The sequence below is a fragment of the Candidatus Yanofskybacteria bacterium genome, from assembly GCA_003514055.1.
Lineage (GTDB): Bacteria > Patescibacteriota > Minisyncoccia > 2-02-FULL-40-12 > GWA2-44-9 > UBA12115.
Window position 1 is genome coordinate 62,128 of the sequence record DOSG01000001.1, and the last position, 20,600, is coordinate 82,727.

26 protein-coding genes and 1 pseudogene are annotated in these 20,600 nt (G+C 44.1%); 24 read left to right on the forward strand and 3 right to left on the reverse strand.

Annotation, left to right across the window (positions count from 1 at the left end; genetic code table 11):
* Positions 1–37 precede the first annotated feature (37 nt).
* The 3 genes from DEG18_00335 to DEG18_00345 all read right to left on the reverse strand — a co-directional run bounded on the left by DEG18_00335 (position 38) and on the right by DEG18_00345 (position 1,372).
* Complete coding sequence (locus tag DEG18_00335) at positions 38–430, reverse strand: hypothetical protein (protein ID HBX58047.1); 393 nt, start codon at positions 428–430, stop codon at positions 38–40.
* A 132-nt stretch (positions 431–562) separates the two neighbouring features.
* Positions 563–793 (reverse strand): hypothetical protein, encoded by a 231-nt coding sequence (locus DEG18_00340; GenBank protein ID HBX58048.1) that lies wholly within the window; start codon positions 791–793, stop codon positions 563–565.
* A gap of 138 nt (positions 794–931) precedes the next feature.
* Positions 932–1,372 carry a hypothetical protein gene (locus DEG18_00345; protein ID HBX58049.1) on the reverse strand — a complete coding sequence of 147 codons (441 nt, stop codon included), beginning with the start codon at positions 1,370–1,372 and terminating at the stop codon, positions 932–934.
* Positions 1,373–1,537: 165 nt separating this feature from the next.
* On the opposite strand from DEG18_00345, the gene DEG18_00350 reads away from it, so the two are divergent.
* From DEG18_00350 to DEG18_00465, 24 genes and pseudogenes are all read left to right on the forward strand, one after another.
* A complete protein-coding gene (locus DEG18_00350) occupies positions 1,538–2,005 on the forward strand; it encodes a hypothetical protein (protein HBX58050.1) in 468 nt (155 codons plus the stop codon).
* A 68-nt stretch (positions 2,006–2,073) separates the two neighbouring features.
* Entirely contained in the window at positions 2,074–2,601 is a 528-nt protein-coding gene (locus DEG18_00355; protein ID HBX58051.1) for a hypothetical protein, read from the forward strand.
* A 70-nt stretch (positions 2,602–2,671) separates the two neighbouring features.
* Positions 2,672–3,157 carry a hypothetical protein gene (locus DEG18_00360; GenBank protein ID HBX58052.1) on the forward strand — a complete coding sequence of 162 codons (486 nt, stop codon included), beginning with the start codon at positions 2,672–2,674 and terminating at the stop codon, positions 3,155–3,157.
* Positions 3,158–3,219: 62 nt separating this feature from the next.
* The gene (locus tag DEG18_00365) at positions 3,220–3,642 is read left to right on the forward strand and encodes a hypothetical protein (protein ID HBX58053.1); all 423 of its coding nucleotides are present in this window, start codon (positions 3,220–3,222) and stop codon (positions 3,640–3,642) included.
* Positions 3,643–3,963: 321 nt separating this feature from the next.
* Positions 3,964–4,149, forward strand: coding sequence for a hypothetical protein (locus DEG18_00370; protein HBX58054.1), 186 nt, complete (start codon positions 3,964–3,966; stop codon positions 4,147–4,149).
* A gap of 56 nt (positions 4,150–4,205) precedes the next feature.
* Positions 4,206–4,616: a hypothetical protein gene (locus DEG18_00375; protein HBX58055.1), complete on the forward strand. Its 411-nt coding sequence runs from the start codon at positions 4,206–4,208 to the stop codon at positions 4,614–4,616.
* A gap of 32 nt (positions 4,617–4,648) precedes the next feature.
* Positions 4,649–5,107 carry a hypothetical protein gene (locus DEG18_00380; protein ID HBX58056.1) on the forward strand — a complete coding sequence of 153 codons (459 nt, stop codon included), beginning with the start codon at positions 4,649–4,651 and terminating at the stop codon, positions 5,105–5,107.
* Positions 5,104–5,631, forward strand: coding sequence for a hypothetical protein (locus tag DEG18_00385; GenBank protein ID HBX58057.1), 528 nt, complete (start codon positions 5,104–5,106; stop codon positions 5,629–5,631). The genes DEG18_00380 and DEG18_00385 overlap by 4 nt, the downstream gene beginning before the upstream one ends.
* A complete protein-coding gene (locus DEG18_00390) occupies positions 5,628–6,308 on the forward strand; it encodes a short-chain dehydrogenase (protein HBX58058.1) in 681 nt (226 codons plus the stop codon). The genes DEG18_00385 and DEG18_00390 overlap by 4 nt, the downstream gene beginning before the upstream one ends.
* Positions 6,309–6,316: 8 nt before the next feature.
* Positions 6,317–6,832 (forward strand): annotated as a pseudogene (locus tag DEG18_00395) (adenylate cyclase).
* A 6-nt stretch (positions 6,833–6,838) separates the two neighbouring features.
* Complete coding sequence (locus DEG18_00400) at positions 6,839–7,438, forward strand: hypothetical protein (GenBank protein HBX58059.1); 600 nt, start codon at positions 6,839–6,841, stop codon at positions 7,436–7,438.
* Positions 7,439–7,445: 7 nt separating this feature from the next.
* Positions 7,446–7,817, forward strand: coding sequence for a hypothetical protein (locus DEG18_00405; protein ID HBX58060.1), 372 nt, complete (start codon positions 7,446–7,448; stop codon positions 7,815–7,817).
* Between the two features lie 184 nt (positions 7,818–8,001).
* Positions 8,002–9,063, forward strand: coding sequence for a winged helix DNA-binding domain-containing protein (locus tag DEG18_00410; GenBank protein ID HBX58061.1), 1,062 nt, complete (start codon positions 8,002–8,004; stop codon positions 9,061–9,063).
* Positions 9,064–9,236: 173 nt separating this feature from the next.
* A complete protein-coding gene (locus DEG18_00415; GenBank protein ID HBX58062.1) occupies positions 9,237–9,761 on the forward strand; it encodes a hypothetical protein in 525 nt (174 codons plus the stop codon).
* A gap of 46 nt (positions 9,762–9,807) precedes the next feature.
* On the forward strand, positions 9,808–11,163 hold the full coding sequence (locus tag DEG18_00420; GenBank protein ID HBX58063.1) for a hypothetical protein: 1,356 nt from the start codon (positions 9,808–9,810) through the stop codon (positions 11,161–11,163).
* Positions 11,164–11,272: 109 nt separating this feature from the next.
* A complete protein-coding gene (locus DEG18_00425; GenBank protein HBX58064.1) occupies positions 11,273–12,721 on the forward strand; it encodes a hypothetical protein in 1,449 nt (482 codons plus the stop codon).
* 10 nt (positions 12,722–12,731) lie between these two features.
* Positions 12,732–14,012: an aminoacetone oxidase family FAD-binding enzyme gene (locus DEG18_00430; GenBank protein ID HBX58065.1), complete on the forward strand. Its 1,281-nt coding sequence runs from the start codon at positions 12,732–12,734 to the stop codon at positions 14,010–14,012.
* Between the two features lie 56 nt (positions 14,013–14,068).
* Positions 14,069–14,401, forward strand: a complete 333-nt coding sequence (locus tag DEG18_00435) for a pyrophosphatase (protein HBX58066.1) — start codon at positions 14,069–14,071, stop codon at positions 14,399–14,401.
* Between the two features lie 49 nt (positions 14,402–14,450).
* The gene (locus tag DEG18_00440; protein ID HBX58067.1) at positions 14,451–14,960 is read left to right on the forward strand and encodes a hypothetical protein; all 510 of its coding nucleotides are present in this window, start codon (positions 14,451–14,453) and stop codon (positions 14,958–14,960) included.
* Between the two features lies 1 nt (position 14,961).
* A complete protein-coding gene (locus DEG18_00445) occupies positions 14,962–15,732 on the forward strand; it encodes a hypothetical protein (GenBank protein ID HBX58068.1) in 771 nt (256 codons plus the stop codon).
* Positions 15,733–15,944: 212 nt separating this feature from the next.
* Positions 15,945–16,706, forward strand: coding sequence for a hypothetical protein (locus tag DEG18_00450; GenBank protein HBX58069.1), 762 nt, complete (start codon positions 15,945–15,947; stop codon positions 16,704–16,706).
* Positions 16,706–18,100 carry a hypothetical protein gene (locus tag DEG18_00455; protein ID HBX58070.1) on the forward strand — a complete coding sequence of 465 codons (1,395 nt, stop codon included), beginning with the start codon at positions 16,706–16,708 and terminating at the stop codon, positions 18,098–18,100. Before DEG18_00450 ends, DEG18_00455 begins: the two co-directional genes overlap by 1 nt.
* A gap of 84 nt (positions 18,101–18,184) precedes the next feature.
* Positions 18,185–18,430 carry an endonuclease gene (locus DEG18_00460; protein ID HBX58071.1) on the forward strand — a complete coding sequence of 82 codons (246 nt, stop codon included), beginning with the start codon at positions 18,185–18,187 and terminating at the stop codon, positions 18,428–18,430.
* Positions 18,431–18,705: 275 nt separating this feature from the next.
* A complete protein-coding gene (locus tag DEG18_00465; protein ID HBX58072.1) occupies positions 18,706–20,568 on the forward strand; it encodes a hypothetical protein in 1,863 nt (620 codons plus the stop codon).
* Positions 20,569–20,600: the final 32 nt, after the last annotated feature.

Consider the following 20,600-nt stretch of genomic DNA (forward strand, 5'->3'; position numbering starts at 1 on the left):
GGTGGCCGCCCGTTGGTGTACCTGATGCTGGGGCTGATTAGGATTCGACGACTGGCGTCGTCGGCGCCGACACCATGGCGAGGATCTTCTCGGCCTCTTCGGTACTGATGACTCCGTCTTCGATTGCCATGTCGAGCATTTTGCGGTGGTTGGCCGGTGGAAAATTCACGAAGACCTCGGCTGTGTCTTTTAGGAATTGTTCCGAAGCCAACTCGTCCGTCATCGGCAGGCCGCAGGATTCGATTTCTTGCGTGGTCGCCGCCGTCTCCTCATCAGTCTGCTCGATATTGCCTTTGGCAATCAACTTGGCAAGGAGTTCTTTGCCGCTGTCGATAGAGAAGAAGCCTCGCGACTGTTCGCCGTCGGGGCTTTCGAGCTTCCGATGAGCTCGTGGGTTTCCACAATCACAACGTACAACTACTAGTTCCATGAGACCCTCCACGTCTGTTGAAAGAACCTTCTACGCGATGAGGATGATAACATGTTGGTAGATATCGTCAAGTTGCTTAGGCCTCAATACAAAACATCGGCCAGAGGCCGATGTGGGGGGGGCAGAAGGTATCTACTTCTTTATGACTGTAGCTGGGCATTCTGCCGCTTTTTTTACAAGACTATCATATTCAAACGATTCGTTTCCGCTGGTGGTTACTTTACGAGTGGTGCTCGGCAAGGCGATCGCATCGCCAGAATCGTCAGAAATCAAATGCAATTGGACTGAGCCGCTGGGCCAAATTCTGACTCTGAGTACGCGATTGTGATCGTCCAAGAAAAATCTGTGTTTAGGAATCGCCACGGCACTTCTCCTTAGAGAACGAATGGACTAAGAATATGCTGCCACAATAGGGCCCCCGTGTCAATGTAGAGCCTCTGCTAAATAAAAAGACGGGCGGCCTGGTGGCCGCCCGTTGGCACCTATGGTGCTTGGCGCTAACTACGATTCGACGACTGGCGTCGTCGGCGCTATCGCGTCCGTGAGGGTGAGGATTTTCTCGGCATTCTCGACGCTGACCACGCCTTCTGCGATTGCCAGGGCCATTACGCTCGGCCAATCTAATAACGCCGGCCACCTCGAGAGTTTGATGGCGGAGAGCCTAACTTCCTTGTCTGAGAGGCTCGACGACTTTGCTTTCTCGGCTGCTGCCGCCACGGCCTCGACATCAGTCGCCGGCAGACCGCAGGAGTCCAACTCCTGCATCGTGGCCGCCGTCTCTTCCGGCGTTTGCTCGATCTTGCCTTCGGCGAGGCCGCTGGTCACGAGCTCCTCTCCGCCCGCGATGGAGAAGAAGCTTCGCGATGTTGGCCCGCCTTCGGCCTGGAGCTTGCGATGGGGCCGTTCGAGGCCACACGGACACTGAATGACTGTGATCTTCATGGAAAGAACCTCCTGGTTGACGATGGCCACATACTAGCACGCTAGGGCATAATGTCAAGCGTGTGAACTTGGCGTGACTAGAATACAATGGCTGCCTTTTCCGGCAGCTGCCGGAGCCAAAAAGGCAGCCATTGTATTCTAAGTCGTTTATGATTAAATTTAGATATGAAGAAACTTTCCTGGGATGATATCGAAACAATGACAGACGAACTGGCCGGCAAGATTAAGGCCAGCGGTTTTGAGCCAGACTATATTATCGGCATAACCATTGGCGGATTGATTCCGCTTCATTTTTTGGCCAAGAAGTTAGGCGGCACATCTAATATCCTGACCATATCCGTCAATTCGTATAACAAAGACAAGAAGGGAAGCGTGAATATCAAATATATGCCCGAAGTAGATCTGAGCGGTAAGAAGGTGTTACTCTTGGATGAAATTGTGGGTACAGGCGATACCATCAAAGAAGTCTCGGCTGTTCTGAACGACAAGTACAAAGTCGGAGAACTGAAGACGATCTCCCTTGTTGTTCTGAAAGATAGTAATCCTCATCCTGACTTCTACGCATTAGAGGTGGATGGCGATTGGGTTGTGTTTCCATGGGACAAGCACGAATTCCCCGAACATTTTAAATAATTATGAAAATGGCGGTCTTTTTGTCCGGCAACTGCCGGATCAAAGACCGCCATTAAGATCTAATCACAATGAGCAGACATAACTATGCGGGTAGAAAATATGAAGTTGTGGCGTATGATCCAGAATGGCCGAAACTTTTTGAATTAGAAGCCTCCAGGCTTAGATTAACTTTCGGAGAGGATGCTCTAATGATTGAGCACATTGGTAGCACCTCGGTTCCAGGATTAGACAGTAAGCCGACCGTGGATATACTAATAACTGTTAAAGATATCGCTACCGTGGAATCTCATGTTTTAGATATGGAATCTATAGGGTATAAACATCTCGGAGAGTATGTGAAGCCTGGGACGCACCTTTTCGTTAAAGAACGACCCGATAACGCAGACAGGCTTTTCAACGTCCACGTATTCCCCAGCGATCATCCGCACGTACAAGATATGCTTAAACTAAGAGATTATTTCCGCACTCATCCAGAAGAAGTAACGAAGTATATGAATCTCAAGCGAGAATTATTTGAAAAATATCCCGACGACTATGGTCAATATCGAAGATTTAAAGACGAATACATGGAGGAGTTAAAAAAGAGGATCATATAAAAATGGCGGTCTTTTAGGCGGCAAAGACCGCCATTGTTAATTAAAAGACCGTCATTAAGACTTAATTCCAATGGGTAATATCGAATCAAAATTTAAAGATTTTCTAAAAGTTGCTAAGATTTTAAACGACAAGAACATCGTACCCGTTCTCTATGGTTCTTTAGGCTTATATCAAATCATTAAACCTTTGAGCGAAATTGATGACATCGATATGCTTGTATCTGACGAATGGTTGAAAGATAGGTGGCCAGAGTTTAAAGCGTACTTAGAATCTCATGGCTTTAGAATGGACGATGAGCATGAGCACGAATTCTCCCATCCGGATATTAAAGGTTGGATAGCTTTCGCTTCAATCCAAGAATCGCATATTCACTCTGGGCTAAACAGAGACGACCTTCAAGAAGTCGTCCACGACGGCGTAAATTACTTGGTACTTACTCCAGAACAATATCTACGTGCCTATCGGGCTTGTCTCAAAGATAGCTATCGCCAGAGTAAAAAAGGCGACGCTGATTTAATAAAAATCAAAGCCCTCGAAGAATATATGGCGAGATAACAATGGCGGTCTTTTGAGCTCCGGCAGCTGCCGGAAAAGACCGCCATTAAGATTGAACTAAGATGCCAGAAGAAAACCAAAGCATACCACCGATAGTTGAAGATCAATCCACGACACGGCAGGATGTGCCGCAGGTTGAGATCAAAGTTGAAGAATCGCCGACAGCGTCGGCCCCGGAGCCAATGGCTCCTCAGCCGCCACCGACCACAGAACCCCCTCCGGCAGCTGCCGGATCATCCGAAAGCATTATCTCTCGTCTTCTGACTAAAGCTCGCCAAGCCATCAAACAACGCAAAGAGAAAAAGAAACAGAAGATTCTCTCCGCCCTCGCCGAAAAAGGCCAGCTGACCAATGAAGATATCCGTAAGCTTCTCCGATGTTCTGACGCCACGGCCAGACGCTTTTTGACTGAGCTAGAGAAAGAAGGCAAGATTCAGCAGATTGGCAATGATGGTAGAAGCGTCCACTACAAACCGCTCAACTAATCCCTTCTAAACCGCTCATTTCCACCAAATGAGCGGTTATTCTTGTATGAGCTTATCAACATTCTTTGCGCTTGTATTGATGCGCCCAAGTGCTTAAATGAATGCATATGTTCTTTGGAAGCTGACGGGGAGACAAGGTTCCGGGCTCTTTTTAACTTCACGCTAAGTCGCTTTTATTTCTCCCTCCATAGCTGCTTTAGGGCAATTATGGTGGGGGAAAGAATAAAGGTCGACGACCCTCGCTGTTAATCAATTGCACGACTACTTAGGATGAAAGAGGGTCATCGACACTCGATCATCTAATTGTCGTGGTATATCAATATGTCCAAAAAACATGTTGTAGTCCATACCGGGGAGGTAACTCCCAAGTCTGGACAGTACCATCCTGCGGGAGCTCCGCGGAATCGCGAAATTACCCTTTCTAAGGGTGATCGTGTTCCGCCGAACAATCAAGGGAAGCAGCAGCGTTTCACCATAATCGATCCGACTAAGGTGAAAAATCGCTAGTTGCTAGTCGTTCTTCTCGTTGGCTTTCAGGGAATATATAATTTGCGTAAATAAATATGAATAGCGAGATAGAAAAATTAAAATTACTTGAAGAATCAAGATCGTCTCATGAAAAATTTCATTGGAACTGGACCTTTCTTTCAGGCGGAACACTCACCTTGCTAATAGGATTCATAGAGAGAATAAGTCCAATAGATAATCCGTCTCTTAGATTACTGGCGAGATACTCGATCATTTTTATGATAGCCGCCTTAGTCTTATCACCCATTAGAAATCTTTTGTCTGCGCTAATTGTTGGCAAGATGGCGAGTATAGAATCTATGAGCACTCGTAAGGAGATATTGAGTTTTTTTAATGATGCAAAGATAGTTGGCTTTTTCGTAAACGTCATAGCTCTACTCAGTATATGTTTATATATACTTGGGTTAAGCATTATGTCATATGTAGCTATATCAACTTTTTTGTAAGCCAATAAAAAGAATGGGCTAAGTTCAAATATATGGATCAATATTTAGAGGATCAGAAAAAAGAGCTTTTTGAGCGATTATCTCCAGAAGAGAAGATCAATCTTTTGGGTCCGCAATTGCAACTATATGCGTCAGCTGTTTCTAAAAAAATGGCCACGTTGTCATCGGTTGCTGCGTTGTCGGCTACCCTTATAATTATCTCCACGCTTAATAGGGCCTTAGTGCCACTAAGCGATAACGAAATACGTACGGTTCTCTCAATATTTCTAATCCTTATACCTATCTCTTTGCATATCTACATTAAGGACATTGAAGACAGCGCAAAAAATTCCCTAGAAACTATAAAGTCATATCATAGAGAAGATATACTTGGAGATCTAGAAAAAGATGTATTATTTAGTGATAAGCTTGTCTCTAAATCCCCAATGGTAATGACGTGTATATTTTATATCCTCATAGGCTTTATCATATTAAAGATCTGGTTAAGATGAGCGAATATTCAATAATAATTGATGGCGTTAAATGGTATATAGATAGTTTTAGACATGTTAAACCCTTGTGTCCAAAACATCACCTCCCACTCTATCTAGAAGTTAACGACTACAACGAGTGTTATCTAAAATGCGAAGAATGTGCTAACTCTTACATGTTCAAGAGAGAATTTAATGCTCAGAAACAATACATCTTAGACAAGCTCGATTCGAAGATGTTTAAGAACATGAGATTTATCAACCTGGACGACGAAGCCATTCCGATTGCAGAAGCAAAAGCATCATCCAAAGATAATAAATATTTTGCAACCGCCGTTCTTACAGAATCTAAAGTTGGTAAAAGATTGGTGGTATATGCCGGAGAAAAAGGTAAGCCTACGAAAACTCAAATTTTCGTAGAGCCGGAGATTAAAAGATTATCCTTCGACCAGAAAGACCTTCATCCGGCAGATGTTTTTACAAAACTTGAGGCAACTTTTGATAACGGAGATGCCACAGTCATTAAGAAAAGTAAAAAACCATGAAAACTGTTGTAATAACGGGGACGAGCAAGGGAATTGGATTGGCCACGGCCAAGAAGTTTTTGGATGAGGGCTGGCGTGTTATCGGCACATACTTCGATAAGCCAATTCCGCTAGAACACGAGAATCTGGTTGCCATTCAATATGATCAAGGTAATTCGGAGAGTGTGGCCGAAGTGGCCACGCAGATTGCCAAGATCGCACCAAGCGTGGATGCATTGGTTAACAACGCTGGAATCCTTATTGACGCCACCGACAAAGTTGCTGATCCGGTCAAAATCAGAAAAACACTCGAAGTTAATGTAATCGGCGTCATTGATTTAACTGAACGACTGCTGGCACTACTTCACACGGGCAGTCATATTGTAAACATGAATTCCGGCTATGGCTCGATCTCGAAACCAGAATTAGACGACGAGACCTCTTCCGGATATCGCATATCGAAAGCGGCTTTAAATATGTATACTCGTCATTTAGCTTTTCGAGTAGAATCAAAGGGGATTATAGTTTCGGCTTTTGCACCGGGCTGGGTGAATACGGATATGGGCAATATTATCGCTACAGACACAGATAGACCCTATCGAGAACCCGAAGAGGCGGCTGATGATATATTTCAATTAGTAACTACCGTCACAGAAACCGGCCAATTTTGGAAAGAAGGCCAAAAAATGGATTGGTAATCAACGAAATGGCACATATTAATGTAGAGATAAAAGCTCGATGCGATAATCACGAAAAGATTCGTGAAATCTTAAAATCGAAGTCTGCCAACTTTAAAGGCACCGATCATCAAATTGATACATATTTCAATGTGCCCAATGGCAGGTTAAAATTAAGATAGGGGAATATCGAAAATTGTCTTATATTTTATGAGAGAGAAGACAAGGAGGGTCCAAAACAATCTAACGTGTCGCTTTTTAAAAACGATCCAAGCTCACCGCTCAAGAGTGTGCTCTGTAGCTCTTTGGGAGGATTGGTCGTAGTAGATAAGCAAAGGGAAATATATTTTATAGATAACGTAAAATTTCATATTGATACCGTTGCTAATCTCGGCACTTTTATAGAAATTGAAGCTATCGATAAGGATGACGTTATCGGGAAGAATAAGCTTCAAGAGCAGTGCCAGTATTATCTAGATCTTTTCGGAATCTCTGCCGGCGATCTAATATCAAATTCTTATTCCGACATGTTGTTAAAAAAATAACTAAGTATGGCGATTAATCACAAAGATAAAACTATAGAGACATATAACACTAGCATCCAAGCGCTGGTAAAGAAATTCGCGAATTTTGGACCCCGCATCGAAGACATTAAGCGAGGATTCTCGTATATTTCTAAAGAAAATCCAAATGTCTTAGAAATTGGCTGTGGCTATGGCCGAGAAGCGAAAGAAATATTGAAGTTAACTAGCCACTACCTAGGGATGGATATTTCCGAAGAGATGATAAGGAAGGCGAAAAACGATGTGCCTGATGGCAATTTCGTTGTATCTGACATCGAGAATTATGTGTTTCCGGACGGTTTGGATATTATTTTCTCGTTCGCATCATTGTTGCACTCAGACATAGAAAATCTTAGGCTAATAGCCGAACGAGCCTATGAAGCGCTTGCAAAAAATGGCATATTTTATATATCTTTGAAGCGAGGCGTCTATCATAGGGAGATTCAAGAAGATGAATTTGGCACTAGGGTTTACTACTATTATGCTCCCGAAGATATTGAAGCGCTGGATCCTAGGTTTACTACCGTTTGGAAAGACGAACACGAGCATGGGGGCCAAGATTGGTTTACAATAATTTTAAAGAGATAAAGCTACAATGAAAAAGATTTTTTATAACAAACTCATAAGAGACAGAATACCAGAGAAGATTAAGCGCAATGGCGGAGATTACGCGATTGAGAAACTTAATAAAAAAGCATTCGAGGCTGCACTTTTGACTAAAGTGGGTGAGGAAGCAAGCGGGTTGCTATCTTCTAAAACCAGAGAGGAGATAACTTCTGAATTAGCTGACATTATTGCCGTTATCGACGAAATAAAGAAATTCAAAAAGATTACAGATAAACAAATATCCCAAGCTCTAGAAGAGAATTTTAATAAAAAGGGCGGTTTCGATAAAAGGTTATTCTTAATATGGTCTTCTGATACTGGGTACAAGACTAATGAGCGTAGGAATAAGTCAAAAAAATAAAATTATAATTAATAAAAACATATGTGTAAAGGAACATCAGGGACGGTGTATGGCTTGGGTCTAATCGGTGCGGCTGTTTTCTATATTCAGCACGCAACGTCGTTTGGCGCTGGAGTGGTGGGCGTTCTCAAGGCCATCGTCTGGCCAGCGATGTTGGTTTACAAGCTACTCGGGCTCTAAAAACATGAAACTATACGATATTGCCATGCTCCGCATGTACAACCAGCGGATCGTTGGCGACAAATTTAATAGACCCGAGGAAGTTGTCAGGCATTTGGGTGCCATTCAAGCTCAAGATTATCAAAGCGCTTTGTGGGCCATTGGTTTGCGCATGAAGAAAGCCGATAAGGCTGACGTCGAGAGGGCACTGGCCGAGGGAAAGATTGTTCGAACATGGCCGATGCGCGGGACGTTGCATTTCGTGGCCACGGAAGATGCTCATTGGATGATGGATCTGCTGGTGTCTAAGAATATCAGAGCCGCGGCCTTACGCGGCGATAAAAGATTCGGTCTCAATGATAACGTCATTAATCAATGCAAACGAGTAATTCAAAAAGCTTTACGTGGCGGCAAATCATTATCTCGTCCAGAGCTTTACCAAGTTCTAGAGAGGCAGGACATAGATACTAAGAACAGTCGTGGACTACACATTCTGGGTCGCCTAGCTCTTGAAAAAGTAATATGCTTTGGTCCTAGAAAAGATAAGCAGCAGGTTTTTGTACTCTTTGACGAATGGATTTCTGAATCCAAAAAACTTAGCCGAGATGAGTCTCTGGCCAAGTTAGCAATTAGATATTTCACTGGTCATGGCCCAGCTCAAATTAAGGACTTGGCTTGGTGGTCGGGTCTTTCGATTAAAGACATTGGCGTCGGGATTGAACTCGCTGGGCCTGAACTCGTAAAAGAAGTGGCTGATGGTAAAACATATTGGATGGCGCCCAAGCAGTCTAGGGTAGTAAAAAGTAACACGGCCTATTTGCTACCGGCGTTCGATGAGTTTTTGGTGGCCTATCGCGATCGGAGCGCTTCTCTTGAGGCGATCCACGCTAAGCATATAAATCCAGGAGCAAATGGCATGTTGAGTCCAGTGATCGTGATTAATGGACAAGTACTCGGGACTTGGAAGAGGATTACCAAGAGAGGCATGATCGATATCGAGCTCAAACCATTTGCCCAGCTTGCGACTGACCAAATGAAATCCATCGATAAGGAGAAAGAGGCTTATCTTAAATTCTTAAATCTTTGAACCTAAGAAATTTTTTCATTGGCAGAGCAATCGGCTTTATTATTGTTTTGGGCCTAGTCTTGCTTTGGTATCTCATATCCAGATAGTCAGTCATTGGCAGATGATGCTTAGCTTGACTTCCCTCGGCTTAGTTGCGATACTATCGCCAGCATTTTGATAGCGGGAGGCACCTGATGAGAGGATTCCTCGAAAACATAGGCAGGTCTACGATAAAATTTTTTCGAGATATTAGTATTAATGGTGAGATGATCCGTATCATCCTCGCAGACCCCAATGGGGTAGAGCTGACGTCATTATTTGAAGAGGTCCATAGGCGCGTACCTCGAGCGAACAAATTTGATATCGGGCCGGCATTGAGCGGCCTAATGTCCACTGGGCGATATTCGTATGTCACGCTTACCGATAAAGATGGTTCAAAGCTTGCTGTAAGATATAACAAATTCAACAAAGTATCACTGTCGAGAAAACAGCAATGTCTCAAGCTCGGTCACGATGTGCCCGATGACGTGGCTTATCAGGCCGGTGGTGCTATTATGCGAGGCGGCTATTGTCGCAGGTGTCATGAGCTCGTAGATCTGGGTTGTCTAGGGAACGTCTGGACTAAGGAAACTGTCCAGACCAATGGCGTAGTGTCGCTGGAAGGATTCGACGTTTCGGTAGCAACTAACCAAGGTCTTAAGGTTTTCAATCTGAGTTAAGCATTGTCCCCAATTGGGGACTTTTTGTTTGAATTTACATATTTGAATGCTTGATCAGAAGGTAGCACGTCAAATTGACGGACATCTCATGTCGGTATATAATGTTGTCCAACAGGCAGAGGCTCTTTTACACCCAGAGGAGGGGTTTGCTATGTGGGACCCATATGCGGAGCTAAAGAAATTTCAATTACCCAACGGCCTTACAGTCTACTTGGGCACCTGGGATCGCCCCTGGCTGAAAGTCGGGATAGTGGTCCATAGTGGTGCTAGGCAAGATGTCGATGGCAAGGAGGGCACAGCCCACTTTGTTGAGCATCTTGTCGGCGAAAATGTTCGACCCTGGACTAACGAAACAATCAAGCGGTATTTTCAGGAATCTGGCGGTAAGGCATCGCTTGGATCAACTGGCTATAACGCTACTTCTTTTCATTTTGATATGCCGTTGGAAGGCGATAATCTTGAGCGTGCCTTAGATCTATTCGGGCACATGCTAGTGGATTGTAAAATTGAACATATGGTTGAGCGTGAGCGTCAGGTTATCATTCAGGAATTTGCTAGAAGATTTCCAATACGATGGATGGCCGATAGAGTGCTCAGGCGACGCCAATTGTTATTCCCTGGAGTTAAGCTAGCGAGGAGTCCTGGCTGGGTTGGAACTCCGGAATCTATTCTTCGTATTACTGCTGAAGATATGCAGTCGTTTTATGATCAATACTATACGCCAGCTAATATGACTATCGTGGCCGTGGGAGGATTAAAGCCAGAAGAATTCGCAGCTATTCTTAGCAAGAGTCCATTTGGCTTTGAGAAATCTGGCATACGCACTCCATTGGTGAAGCTCATCGATCATTTCAATCCACCAGAAGAGAATATGTTAATTCATAAGATATCAGATTATTCATTACAAGCCGCTGATCGATCGGCAATTGAAAGCTTTGTTGCAATGCCTGGCACCGTGAGGCGTAAGGCTTTGGCTAGAGTCTCCGATGTATTAGGAGACGTTTTCTTCAGAGAGATTCGTGAAAAGCGAGGCTGGACTTATGGCTTTAGTTCTGGATGGGAGGACTTCGGAGAAGCCTATGAGTTTAATATCCAAGGAGCTTTCCCGTGGAATGGGCTAGAGGCCATAGAAGGTTTAGTAGATGACTGCCTTGCTATGGCAGAGAAGAATGATGATCTAATCCAGCATCACATCAAGGCGTCTGTCCTTGGCTATAAGATTATAGACGTCAGTGGCAGTAAAGTAGTCGACGGCTCTGTGGGTGACCTTAAGTTCCATCATCGTGTTCTATCAAATGAGGAAGAGGCCAGGGTTTCGGCCGCTGTTACGGTAGAAGAGGTCAAGTCTATCTTTCCGCTGTTAGCGAGAGATCGTCGCTGGACCGTAATTATACATCCTTAGCTCAGAATTGATCATTAAATAAAGATGAAGAGCCTGACCAGCTCTTTTTTGTTGGGCCTAGTTTACGAAACGAGAAAAGCGTGTTATACTTTTGTCTTTAACTATTGCCATGGCACAAGGTGAAGCTATAATCAGGTTCGATAAGGTGTCATTCGACTATGGACACAATAAACCCATCCTCCACGAGGTGGATTTTTCGGTTCGCCGAGAGATTAAGATGACTATCATGGGCCAGAATGGATCGGGCAAGAGCACGATTTTTCAACTTATAACTGGTGGATTAAAGCCCGAGTCTGGAACTATTAGTACTGTGTCTAATTTAACGATAGCTATCGCTCGGCAGGTTATTCCCCGTGAGCAACTCGATCTAACTGTGCGAGATTTTTTTCAGGCCTGTTTTGCTGACAAGATTTATGACATTGATCCACGCATCGATGCCGTGCTGGACGTAGTTAATCTACATGCGCCGCACGAGCGTATTGTGCGTACTTTCTCTGGCGGCCAGCAGGCCCGCCTCTTATTGGCTTCGGCCCTAATCCAAGACGCCGATGTTCTGTTGCTGGATGAGCCGACTAACAATCTGGACAAGGCTGGTATTACTCATCTTCGTCAGTTTCTAATTGATTACAAAAAAACATGTATTGTCATTTCTCACGACGCTGATTTCTTGAACGCCTTTACTCAGGGTGTGCTGTATTTAGACTTGCATACTAGGAAAGTCGAGCAATATCAGGGCAACTACTTAAACGTGGTTGAGCAAATTGCGGCTCGTATCGAAAGAGAGAATAGTGCTAACGCTCGTTTGGCCAAGATCGCAATCGAGAAAAAAGAGAAGGCCAATTTCTTTGCCATGAAGGGTGGGCGGTTGAGATTGTTAGCCAAGCGTATGCGTGAGGATGCCGAAGATATGGAAGAAGCCCAAGTTGACGTTCGTAAGGAAGACAAGATTTTAAGGCAGTTTACGATTCCGAATCAAGAAGAATTGATTGGAAATATTGTCACGCTAAGTTCGGTTAGTATTTTTAAGAATCACAAGCCAGCCCAAAAGAAGATAAGCGTGGCACTCAATAAAAACCAGCACCTATTACTGACTGGGCCAAACGGTATTGGCAAAAGTACTTTACTTGAAGCTCTGGCTTCGGGTAAGGCTAAGGGCGCCAAGATAGCCGAAGACGTTGTTGTCGGTTATTATCGCCAGGACTTTTCTACGCTTAATTTTGAAGATACGGTTATAGAATCGCTTAGAGCCGTGGCCAAAGGACTTGATGAGCAAGAGATACGCTCAATAGCCGCAGGGTTTTTAATAACCGGAGAAACAATTAAGACTAAGGTTGGCGATCTTTCTGAAGGTCAGAAGGGATTGGTTGCTTTTGCTCGATTGGTAATGCAGAGACCCGGCTTACTTATTCTTGATGAGCCGACTAACCATATTAATTTTCGTCATTTGCCAGTTATTGCCAAAGCCCTTGATCAGTATCGAGGCGCAATGATTCTCGTAAGTCACGTGCCAGATTTTGTAGATCAAATTCGTATCGACCAGACGCTCGACCTGGGTTAATATCAAACATATGCAGGACAACAAACAATGGGACGTTGTGGTTATCGGCGGCGGCCCAGCTGGAATGATGGCCGCCGGACGCGCGGCAGAGCGTGGCCGGAGTGTTTTGTTGTTAGAAAAGAATCCTGTTCTTGGAAAGAAGTTGCTGATCACTGGTGGCGGAAGATGCAATGTTACCAATAATAAGCCTGAGATTCGGACGATGCTTTCGCAATACAAGGAAAGTGACAAGTTCTTGTTCTCTGCTTTCTCTCAGTTCGGCGTTACGGAGACTTTAAAATTTTTTAATGATCGCGGCATGGTCACCAAAGAGGAGGCTGAAGGTAGGGTATTCCCGGTTTCAAACAAATCGAAGAGTGTATTGGACGTACTCGTCCAATACATGAAGATTGGTGGCATAGAAGTACGTACCGATTCTGATGTTGCAGGGTTGGCCGTCGATGAGGCGGACAAGCAGATGATCGTAATTCTTGCTGATGGTTCAAAAATATTTGCTCAGTCCTGCGTCGTGGCCACGGGTGGCGTGTCCCACCCCGAGACTGGTTCCACCGGCGAGGGATTTCAATGGCTAGAAAAGTTAGGCCACAAGATAGTCAAGAACGATATGGCCTTGGTGCCCATTGCGCTCAAGGATTCTTGGGTAGAGAGTTTGGCCGGAGTAACACTGAGTCATATTAAGCTAACGACATACAAGAACGGCGCAAAGCAGGCAGCACACAAAGGTAAGATGCTATTTACGCACGTCGGCATAAGCGGGCCCGTGGTTTTAAATATGAGTCGAGAGGTGGGAGAATTATTGCATGACTCTGAAGGATCAGCGTATGCAAAATCTTTTGAAAATGATGTCGTGATCACGCTAGATCTATTTCCATCGGAAGATATGGGCGCATTGAGGCAGAGAATCCAGACCGTTTTAGTCGAGCAGAGCAACAAGAAAATCAAGAACTCACTTTCTGAATTAATAGCTCCGGCTCTTGTCGATACGATTCTAATGCTCAGCCACATAGACGGCGAAACGCCGAATCACAGCGTTCGCACCGAGGACCGAAAAATACTCGTCGCGATTCTTAAGTCCGTATCCATGAGCGTGGCCGGATTACTTGGCAAAGAGAAGGCGATAGTGTCGTCCGGCGGTGTAGCACTGGAAGAAGTTGACTTCAAAACGATGCAGTCTAGGCTCATCTCACAATTGTACTTGGTAGGCGATGTCCTCGACGTTGATCGCCCTTCGGGCGGCTACAGCCTCCAGCTTTGCTGGACTACCGGCTATGTCGCCGGAAGCCACTGCTAATTAGTTTGTGCGTGGCTGCTTGTGCTATAATCTGAGGATATAGAATTATTATTTGTATGAAGAAAATAAAAAGAAAAACGCAGATAGAACAGCTGACAGATAAGGCAAAAATTATCGTAAGGATGTATAAGGAGCAATATCCAGATGTAAAGATGGATAGAGATTATTTTCCATTTAAAATTACCGAAGAATGGGGTGAGTGCTTACAGACGTATCTAATGCTGACAGATCGCGGGAGACAAAAGGGTAAAAGTAAAAAGGAGATACAAGACCTTTTCGCGAACGAATTTGCCGACATGTTCGCCTATTTACTTCTTTTCGCCGAAAGTGAGGGCGTTGATCCGGTAAAGGCAATGACCAAGAAGTGGTTCTCGTATTTAAAGAAATAAAATTCGAATCATAGAGTTTTCAGTAAAAAAGTGATTTAATTCAGATTATATGACCACAGAATTACCGGGACAGGAACAAAAAGATGGGGCGCTAGTTGGGAACAAGTGGATTCTGCCTACGGATATGAATATCGTGTCTAGGGCCGAAGAAGAATTCGGCAAGCGACTAGTGGCGACTGGCTGGACCAATGATGAGATTAATTGGTTGAGGGTTGCATTTAGAGAGGCTTTGATCAATGCCATCGTTCACGGTAACCTGAGCATAAAAGACAAACTTGAGACTCAAGATTGGGCTGAAGCCGCCGACGCGGTGCTTAATGCTCAGCCGACTGGCAAGAAAGTGTTTGTAAAATTAGACATTTCTCCTTATCGGATAGAAGTTGTTGTACGTGATGAGGGCAAGGGCTTTGACTACACGAAAGTAGCTGATCCGACAGAAGGAACCGCCGTATTGGAGAGTAGTGGCCGCGGGATGCTTTTTATGAAGACTTTTTTCGATTCAATAACATATAACGGAGTTGGCAACGAGGTAACTATGGTTAAAATTAAAAGTGATTAATATGAAACAGAAAAAACTTAAAATCCTTTTTTTAGATATTTTCACGGATAACGAGAAATTTAGAAAAGAAATTAGCCACATGTTATATGATGGCGGGAGCTACTCTGATCATGTTCGGAAGCTGTTCGGATTAGATAAGAGTCAATGGTTGCGCTTAGATGCGTCCAAGGGAAAGTTTCCGATAAAGGCCCTAGATGTTTCAGCTATAGTAATTGGCGGATCGGTTAAAGATCCCGTAGAAGGCCAAGAAGATAAATGGATGAAGGAAACATATAAGTTTATAAATAAGGGCATAAAAAAGCAGTTGCCCATATTAGGTATTTGCGGTGGTTTGCAGTTCGTAATTAGGGCTTTGGGCGGAGAAATAATACTTAATCCTAAGGGTAAAGAGTTCGGCGCCATAACCGTACATATTAAAAGATCCGATCCACTTTTTGAGGGCCTAAAAAAGAGTTTTATCGTGCCATCAAATCACAAATGTATGGTCGGTAAATTTGATGGAGATGCCAAGCTATTGGCCAGTTCAAAGATGTGCGCAATCCAAGCTCTGGCCATCGGTGACAGGATACGCCTCGTACAATTTCATCCGGAAAGAACCGAGGACCAGAATATGGCCATAGCTAAGGCGTCGAAGGAGCAGCTTATTAAGGACGGAGTCATTAGAAGCGGGAAAGAATATCCCAAATTTCTAAAATCCCTGAAGGTTAACTCCGAAGCTGGGAGGATAATAATTAATAATTTCTTAAATAATTTTGTAATCAACGGAGATTGACTTCGCAGTTAACACGCTATATACTAGCATAAAGCATGGAATCAAGGCATATACAAAGCTATTCATATTTCTGGTTTATAAACCTCTCTCGAGAAAGGGATTTTTTGCTGTCATAATATAAAATACATAAACTTGCAAAAACCTCTTTCTCGGAAGAGGTTTTTGTTAACTCTTCCGAGTGTTCGTTAACAATTGAAGGAAGGAGAGCGAGTATGGACTCACAGAACAATTTCGCTGCTCTATTTAAGTTTAGGCCAGAATTATCAGGATATATCGGTATTGAAAGGGAACAATTTTTGAAAGGCGACTCTGGGATATATGTGCCAGAGTCGCCAAGATTTCTTAGTCTTGCGATGAATGAGAAGTGGACATATGAATTATCGGCTTGTCAGGTTGAATCGAGGACTAATCCTCAGACTGGTTTGGCCGTCATCAAGGCAGAACTATTGGCAAATGAGAATGTCGGAAATAGAGTTGCTAACCAGCTGGGCCTAGAATTGGTGAATGAGGAAGTCGCGGCGGAAGATATGCCGCTTGATGTATATCCTAATCCTAGATATCTCAAGATTGCTAAGGTCATTTCCAGGGATCGCCTAAGAGCGGCTTGCCGTGTTGCTGGTATCCATATTCATTTAGGGGTAAGGGATCTTTCCCACGCGATTGAGGTTAACAATCTACTTGTTCCACATCTTAATGCATTGTGTGATCGCGGAGATCATTCAGGCGGGGAGAGGTTGCGACTTTATCGCGACATGGCACAGAATTGGCAGCCCGTTGTGTATGCCGGGCCTGAGCATTTATTCGAGGTTGCTCGGGCTAATGGCTTCGCCGATAATCCAAGAAATTGTTGGAAACTAATCAGGATTAGTATCCACGGGACGGTCGAGTTGCGAATGTTCGGTTCGACGAATAGTGTCGATGAAATAATCGAATGGATTTCTGTTGTGAAGGCAATCACGAAAGGAGCGCTGTGATGTCTAAACACGAAAAAGAGATGCGCGAATCTTTCGATATCCAAGCGAAAAGTTTGTTGGAATCTGGTGATAGATTCGTAAAGATCGCCGGAGGTGCTAAGGTCGGGCTCGAATCAGAGTTAGCAGTTCACGCTAGGCTGAGCGACGAGGAATTAGTTAAAAGACGAGACGCCATAATCGCCGATAACATAGATTTCGCCGACTTTGAGCTTGGAGCTAGCCAGGTAGAGATAAGGACTCCGCCCATAGATTTACTTTCCAGTAATGGCGTCGTGATGCTGAGAGATGTATACGAGAAAAGATTTACTAATGTGCTGGAATCAGCTCGCAGGAATAAGGTTGGGATATTGCGCGTGGGTGCAAATCCATTCCTGCCGACAATTGGTACTCCCAGGACAGATAAGCCGAAGTATCGCTTGGTCCCAGATTTCTATAATCAACATCGGAATCCGAACTTGGATACCATAATTGGTTTTGGCAAGGGAAGAGTCGACATCGGAGACGCAGCTATCGTGTCTCTATTCCAGTCTTTCCAAGTAAATCTGGAGGCCAGCTCGCTAGATGATGTTTGTGACAAAATGAATAGATCGTTAGCCATCGCTCCGTACCTGCTAGCTTTTTCTGGTAACGCCAGATACCTCAGTCGCCAAGACACTAAGATCCAAGATGCTCGGATGATGAGTTGGGAAGTAAGTCATAATGATCGAGCTTTTCAAGATACAAGATTGCAGGATCTGAGAATAATATCTTGGGAAAAGAGCTTCGATGTAAGACCAGGGAAGAGTGAAGATTGGTCCAATGAGCTGCGAGTTGGTTTACCCGGCAGATATTTCAGAGACATGGCGGGCTATCTTAAAAGAGCCGGAACGTTTCCTTTCATTCTGCATGCTCCGGAATCAGCGCTAGCGATATCAATAGGGATGACTTGGCTCGACGCTCGTGCGAAGTTCATCGGTGACTCGGCCATAGTTGAATTGAGACTACCATCTACACAACCAACGATAGAAGAAGAGATGCTACTTACTCTTCTATACGTTGGTAGGCTGCACTACTCTCAGATGAGTGGCGAAAGACTGTTGCCGATCAATATGGTCAGAGAAAATAGACTTTCAGCCATGCTCTACGGCCTCAAGAGACCGATGTGGTTCTTGGATAAAGACGGCAATTCGATAAAGCTACCAGCTAGGACTGGCATAGAAGCAGAGATCGAATTGGCGATGAGTGGCCTAGATCAATTAGGTTTGTTACCGGCGTTGAATGTAGAATTGCTTGATTCATTGTTCGATGTTGGTTCTCCATCTGATAGGCTAGGGAAGTTGCTAGATCCGATCGACAGCATATCGATTGGCGACATGGAAGATGCTCTTTCGGCAACTAAAATGCTAGTTGTGTAATGGGGATCGAGTAACTGCGGCTCAGGTTGTGAAAGCGACCTGAGCCATTTTTAATTGCTCCAGCCAGTCTTATGCTATAATCTGATGTATATGTATTTTGTATATCTTATTGAGTGCGGCGATAAAAGTATTTATACGGGCATAACCACGGACGTGGCGCGTAGGTTTGAGGAACACAAAACTGGTAAAGGTGGGCACTATACGAGATCGAGAGGAGTCGCCAGAGTTGTGTATACTGAGAAGCTTAAAACAAGAAGCAAGGCACTAAAACGTGAATTTGAAATAAAAAGTTGGCCTCGCCAGAGAAAGCTAGGCCTAATCAAAAAATAGAGACGATATTTGACCCGTATCCTAGGCCGTGGTATGATATCTATACCTTGACTCTTTATCATTGATGAGTCTGGGTGATTGTCAGTCCGAAAGGGCTATAAAAGCTAGGCAATCTAAATCGTAAAAATGTCCAACAATACTGTAGAAATCAATATTTTCCTTAATTATGTGCCTTCTGGCACTGGTTATAGTATTCGCGATTGTATCGCGGCATTTAGACATAAACGATTCCTGGATTCTATTTAATCTTATTCGTTTGTAGATAAGCGCCGCGGATGGAATCCGCGGCGCTGTTGTTTTTATCAGCGCCAATGCTCTTTAACAATGGAGGCAAAAGTATGTCTGTCGCAGAGAAAACCAGAGAAGGAAATCCTCTTCTGTATCTGTTTGGCCAAACCTGGCGCTATTCAGAGGGCAATCGACACAAAGTTGTTTGGTATTGGATCATGTTCGTAGTGGCCAATTCAATAGAACTTTTTTGTCAGCCGCTAGTAATGGCCAAAATTATAGATACGATTCAGAAGCAAGGTATTACAACGGCCAACATTAATTTTCTGTTTGGACTTCTGATGCTGACGCTTGTAGCCGAGCTGGCTTTTTGGGCCATACATGGTCCAGCCAGATGTATCGAGCGTTACAATGCATTCTTGGTGCGCTTAAATTATCGGAAATTTCTATTGAAAGGCGTAATGACCTTACCTATGGAGTGGCATGCCGATCACCACTCTGGTGATACTATTGATAAGATTGAGAAGGGGACAAATTCACTATTCTCATTTTCTGAAGATTCTTTCCAGGTCATCTATTCAATCGTCCAGTTGGTTGTGAGTTATTCGATATTGGCTTATTTTAGTAGGCCGGCCGCATTCATCGTTCTAGGCATGATCATAATCTCTGTATGGATAACAATGCGATTCGATAAAGTTCTTATAGGTCAATACAAAGAACTTAATCGTAGTGAAAATAATATCTCTGAAAGCGTATTCGATGCCATTAGCAACATCACGACGGTAATCATATTGCGCGTGGAGAAATTGGTTTTTGGTGCGATTATGCGTAAAGTCGAGAAGCCATTTGAGCTTTTCAAGCGCAACCAACGACTAAGCGAGATTAAGTGGTTCATGACAAGTTTGACTTGCACGGTAATGGTTATAATCGTGATGGGGGTCTATTTCTGGCAGAATATCGGCGCAACTCAGGGTATCGCCATTGGTAGCGTGTATCTATTAATGAATTATTTGAATAAGATCAGCGAGCTGTTCTTCAGATTCACGAGTATGTATAGCGATATCCTCAAGCGAAAATCCAGGGTTATGAATTCCGAGGAGCTAACTAAGGATTTTAAGACCGAGAATTTCGCTAACCACGTGTTGCCTAATATGTGGCGGCGTCTTGATGTAAGTAACTTAAACTTCTCATATCATGGTAGCGGGAATGGTGATAGGCATCTTGAGGATATATCAATGTCACTAGCTCGCGGCGAGCGTATCGCTCTGGTTGGCGAGAGTGGTAGCGGCAAGACCACGATTCTGAAAATCATGCGTGACCTGTATCGTCCCCAAGATATGAAGCTTACGGTGGATGGTAAAAATATTCCTGATGGCTTTGGAGGAGTTAGTCGAGCGATCGCCCTCATTCCACAGAATCCAGAGATATTCGCTACGACGATTCTGGAGAACATTACATTGGGTGCTGATTATGATCCGGAATTTGTGCGGCGCTTTACCGATATGGCATGTTTCACTGATGTGGCAGAAAGTCTGCCTAACAAGTTTGATTCTTCGATTAAAGAGAAGGGGGTCAATCTCAGTGGCGGCCAACAGCAACGCTTAGCTCTTGCTCGCGGATTGTTGGCTTGTCACGATAAAGACATAGTTCTGCTGGATGAGCCGACTAGCAGTCTAGATACTGGCACAGAGATGAAAGTCTACGGAAACATATTCAGAGAATTCTACGACAAAACGATCGTGTCATCTATCCATCGATTACATCTTTTGCCATTGTTTAACCGGATTTATTTCTTTAGCAATGGACAGATCATCGCCTCAGGTAGTCTGAGCGAATTGCTGAACCAGTGTCTTGAATTCCAGGAACTGTGGCGACAATACAATGAGCATAAAGAGGAAGCGACGAGTTAAATTGGTCGTTAAGCAAAAAGAGCCTGACCAGC

Excerpts from the sequence above, each read along its gene's own strand:
- DEG18_00370 (HBX58054.1), top strand. The coding sequence starts at position 3,964 with ATGTCCAAAAAACATGTTGTAGTCCATACCGGGGAGGTAACTCCCAAG.
- DEG18_00445 (HBX58068.1), top strand. The coding sequence starts at position 14,962 with ATGAAACAGAAAAAACTTAAAATCCTTTTTTTAGATATTTTCACGGAT.
- DEG18_00405 (HBX58060.1), top strand. The coding sequence starts at position 7,446 with ATGAAAAAGATTTTTTATAACAAACTCATAAGAGACAGAATACCAGAG.
- DEG18_00400 (HBX58059.1), top strand. The coding sequence starts at position 6,839 with ATGGCGATTAATCACAAAGATAAAACTATAGAGACATATAACACTAGC.
- DEG18_00335 (HBX58047.1), bottom strand. The coding sequence starts at position 430 with ATGGAACTAGTAGTTGTACGTTGTGATTGTGGAAACCCACGAGCTCAT.
- DEG18_00430 (HBX58065.1), top strand. The coding sequence starts at position 12,732 with ATGCAGGACAACAAACAATGGGACGTTGTGGTTATCGGCGGCGGCCCA.
- DEG18_00455 (HBX58070.1), top strand. The coding sequence starts at position 16,706 with ATGTCTAAACACGAAAAAGAGATGCGCGAATCTTTCGATATCCAAGCG.
- DEG18_00465 (HBX58072.1), top strand. The coding sequence starts at position 18,706 with ATGGAATCCGCGGCGCTGTTGTTTTTATCAGCGCCAATGCTCTTTAAC.
- DEG18_00415 (HBX58062.1), top strand. The coding sequence starts at position 9,237 with ATGAGAGGATTCCTCGAAAACATAGGCAGGTCTACGATAAAATTTTTT.
- DEG18_00390 (HBX58058.1), top strand. The coding sequence starts at position 5,628 with ATGAAAACTGTTGTAATAACGGGGACGAGCAAGGGAATTGGATTGGCC.
- DEG18_00350 (HBX58050.1), top strand. The coding sequence starts at position 1,538 with ATGAAGAAACTTTCCTGGGATGATATCGAAACAATGACAGACGAACTG.
- DEG18_00420 (HBX58063.1), top strand. The coding sequence starts at position 9,808 with ATGCTTGATCAGAAGGTAGCACGTCAAATTGACGGACATCTCATGTCG.
- DEG18_00360 (HBX58052.1), top strand. The coding sequence starts at position 2,672 with ATGGGTAATATCGAATCAAAATTTAAAGATTTTCTAAAAGTTGCTAAG.
- DEG18_00440 (HBX58067.1), top strand. The coding sequence starts at position 14,451 with ATGACCACAGAATTACCGGGACAGGAACAAAAAGATGGGGCGCTAGTT.
- DEG18_00425 (HBX58064.1), top strand. The coding sequence starts at position 11,273 with ATGGCACAAGGTGAAGCTATAATCAGGTTCGATAAGGTGTCATTCGAC.
- DEG18_00450 (HBX58069.1), top strand. The coding sequence starts at position 15,945 with ATGGACTCACAGAACAATTTCGCTGCTCTATTTAAGTTTAGGCCAGAA.
- DEG18_00365 (HBX58053.1), top strand. The coding sequence starts at position 3,220 with ATGCCAGAAGAAAACCAAAGCATACCACCGATAGTTGAAGATCAATCC.
- DEG18_00385 (HBX58057.1), top strand. The coding sequence starts at position 5,104 with ATGAGCGAATATTCAATAATAATTGATGGCGTTAAATGGTATATAGAT.
- DEG18_00345 (HBX58049.1), bottom strand. The coding sequence starts at position 1,372 with ATGAAGATCACAGTCATTCAGTGTCCGTGTGGCCTCGAACGGCCCCAT.
- DEG18_00435 (HBX58066.1), top strand. The coding sequence starts at position 14,069 with ATGAAGAAAATAAAAAGAAAAACGCAGATAGAACAGCTGACAGATAAG.
- DEG18_00460 (HBX58071.1), top strand. The coding sequence starts at position 18,185 with ATGTATATGTATTTTGTATATCTTATTGAGTGCGGCGATAAAAGTATT.
- DEG18_00380 (HBX58056.1), top strand. The coding sequence starts at position 4,649 with ATGGATCAATATTTAGAGGATCAGAAAAAAGAGCTTTTTGAGCGATTA.
- DEG18_00375 (HBX58055.1), top strand. The coding sequence starts at position 4,206 with ATGAATAGCGAGATAGAAAAATTAAAATTACTTGAAGAATCAAGATCG.
- DEG18_00410 (HBX58061.1), top strand. The coding sequence starts at position 8,002 with ATGAAACTATACGATATTGCCATGCTCCGCATGTACAACCAGCGGATC.
- DEG18_00355 (HBX58051.1), top strand. The coding sequence starts at position 2,074 with ATGAGCAGACATAACTATGCGGGTAGAAAATATGAAGTTGTGGCGTAT.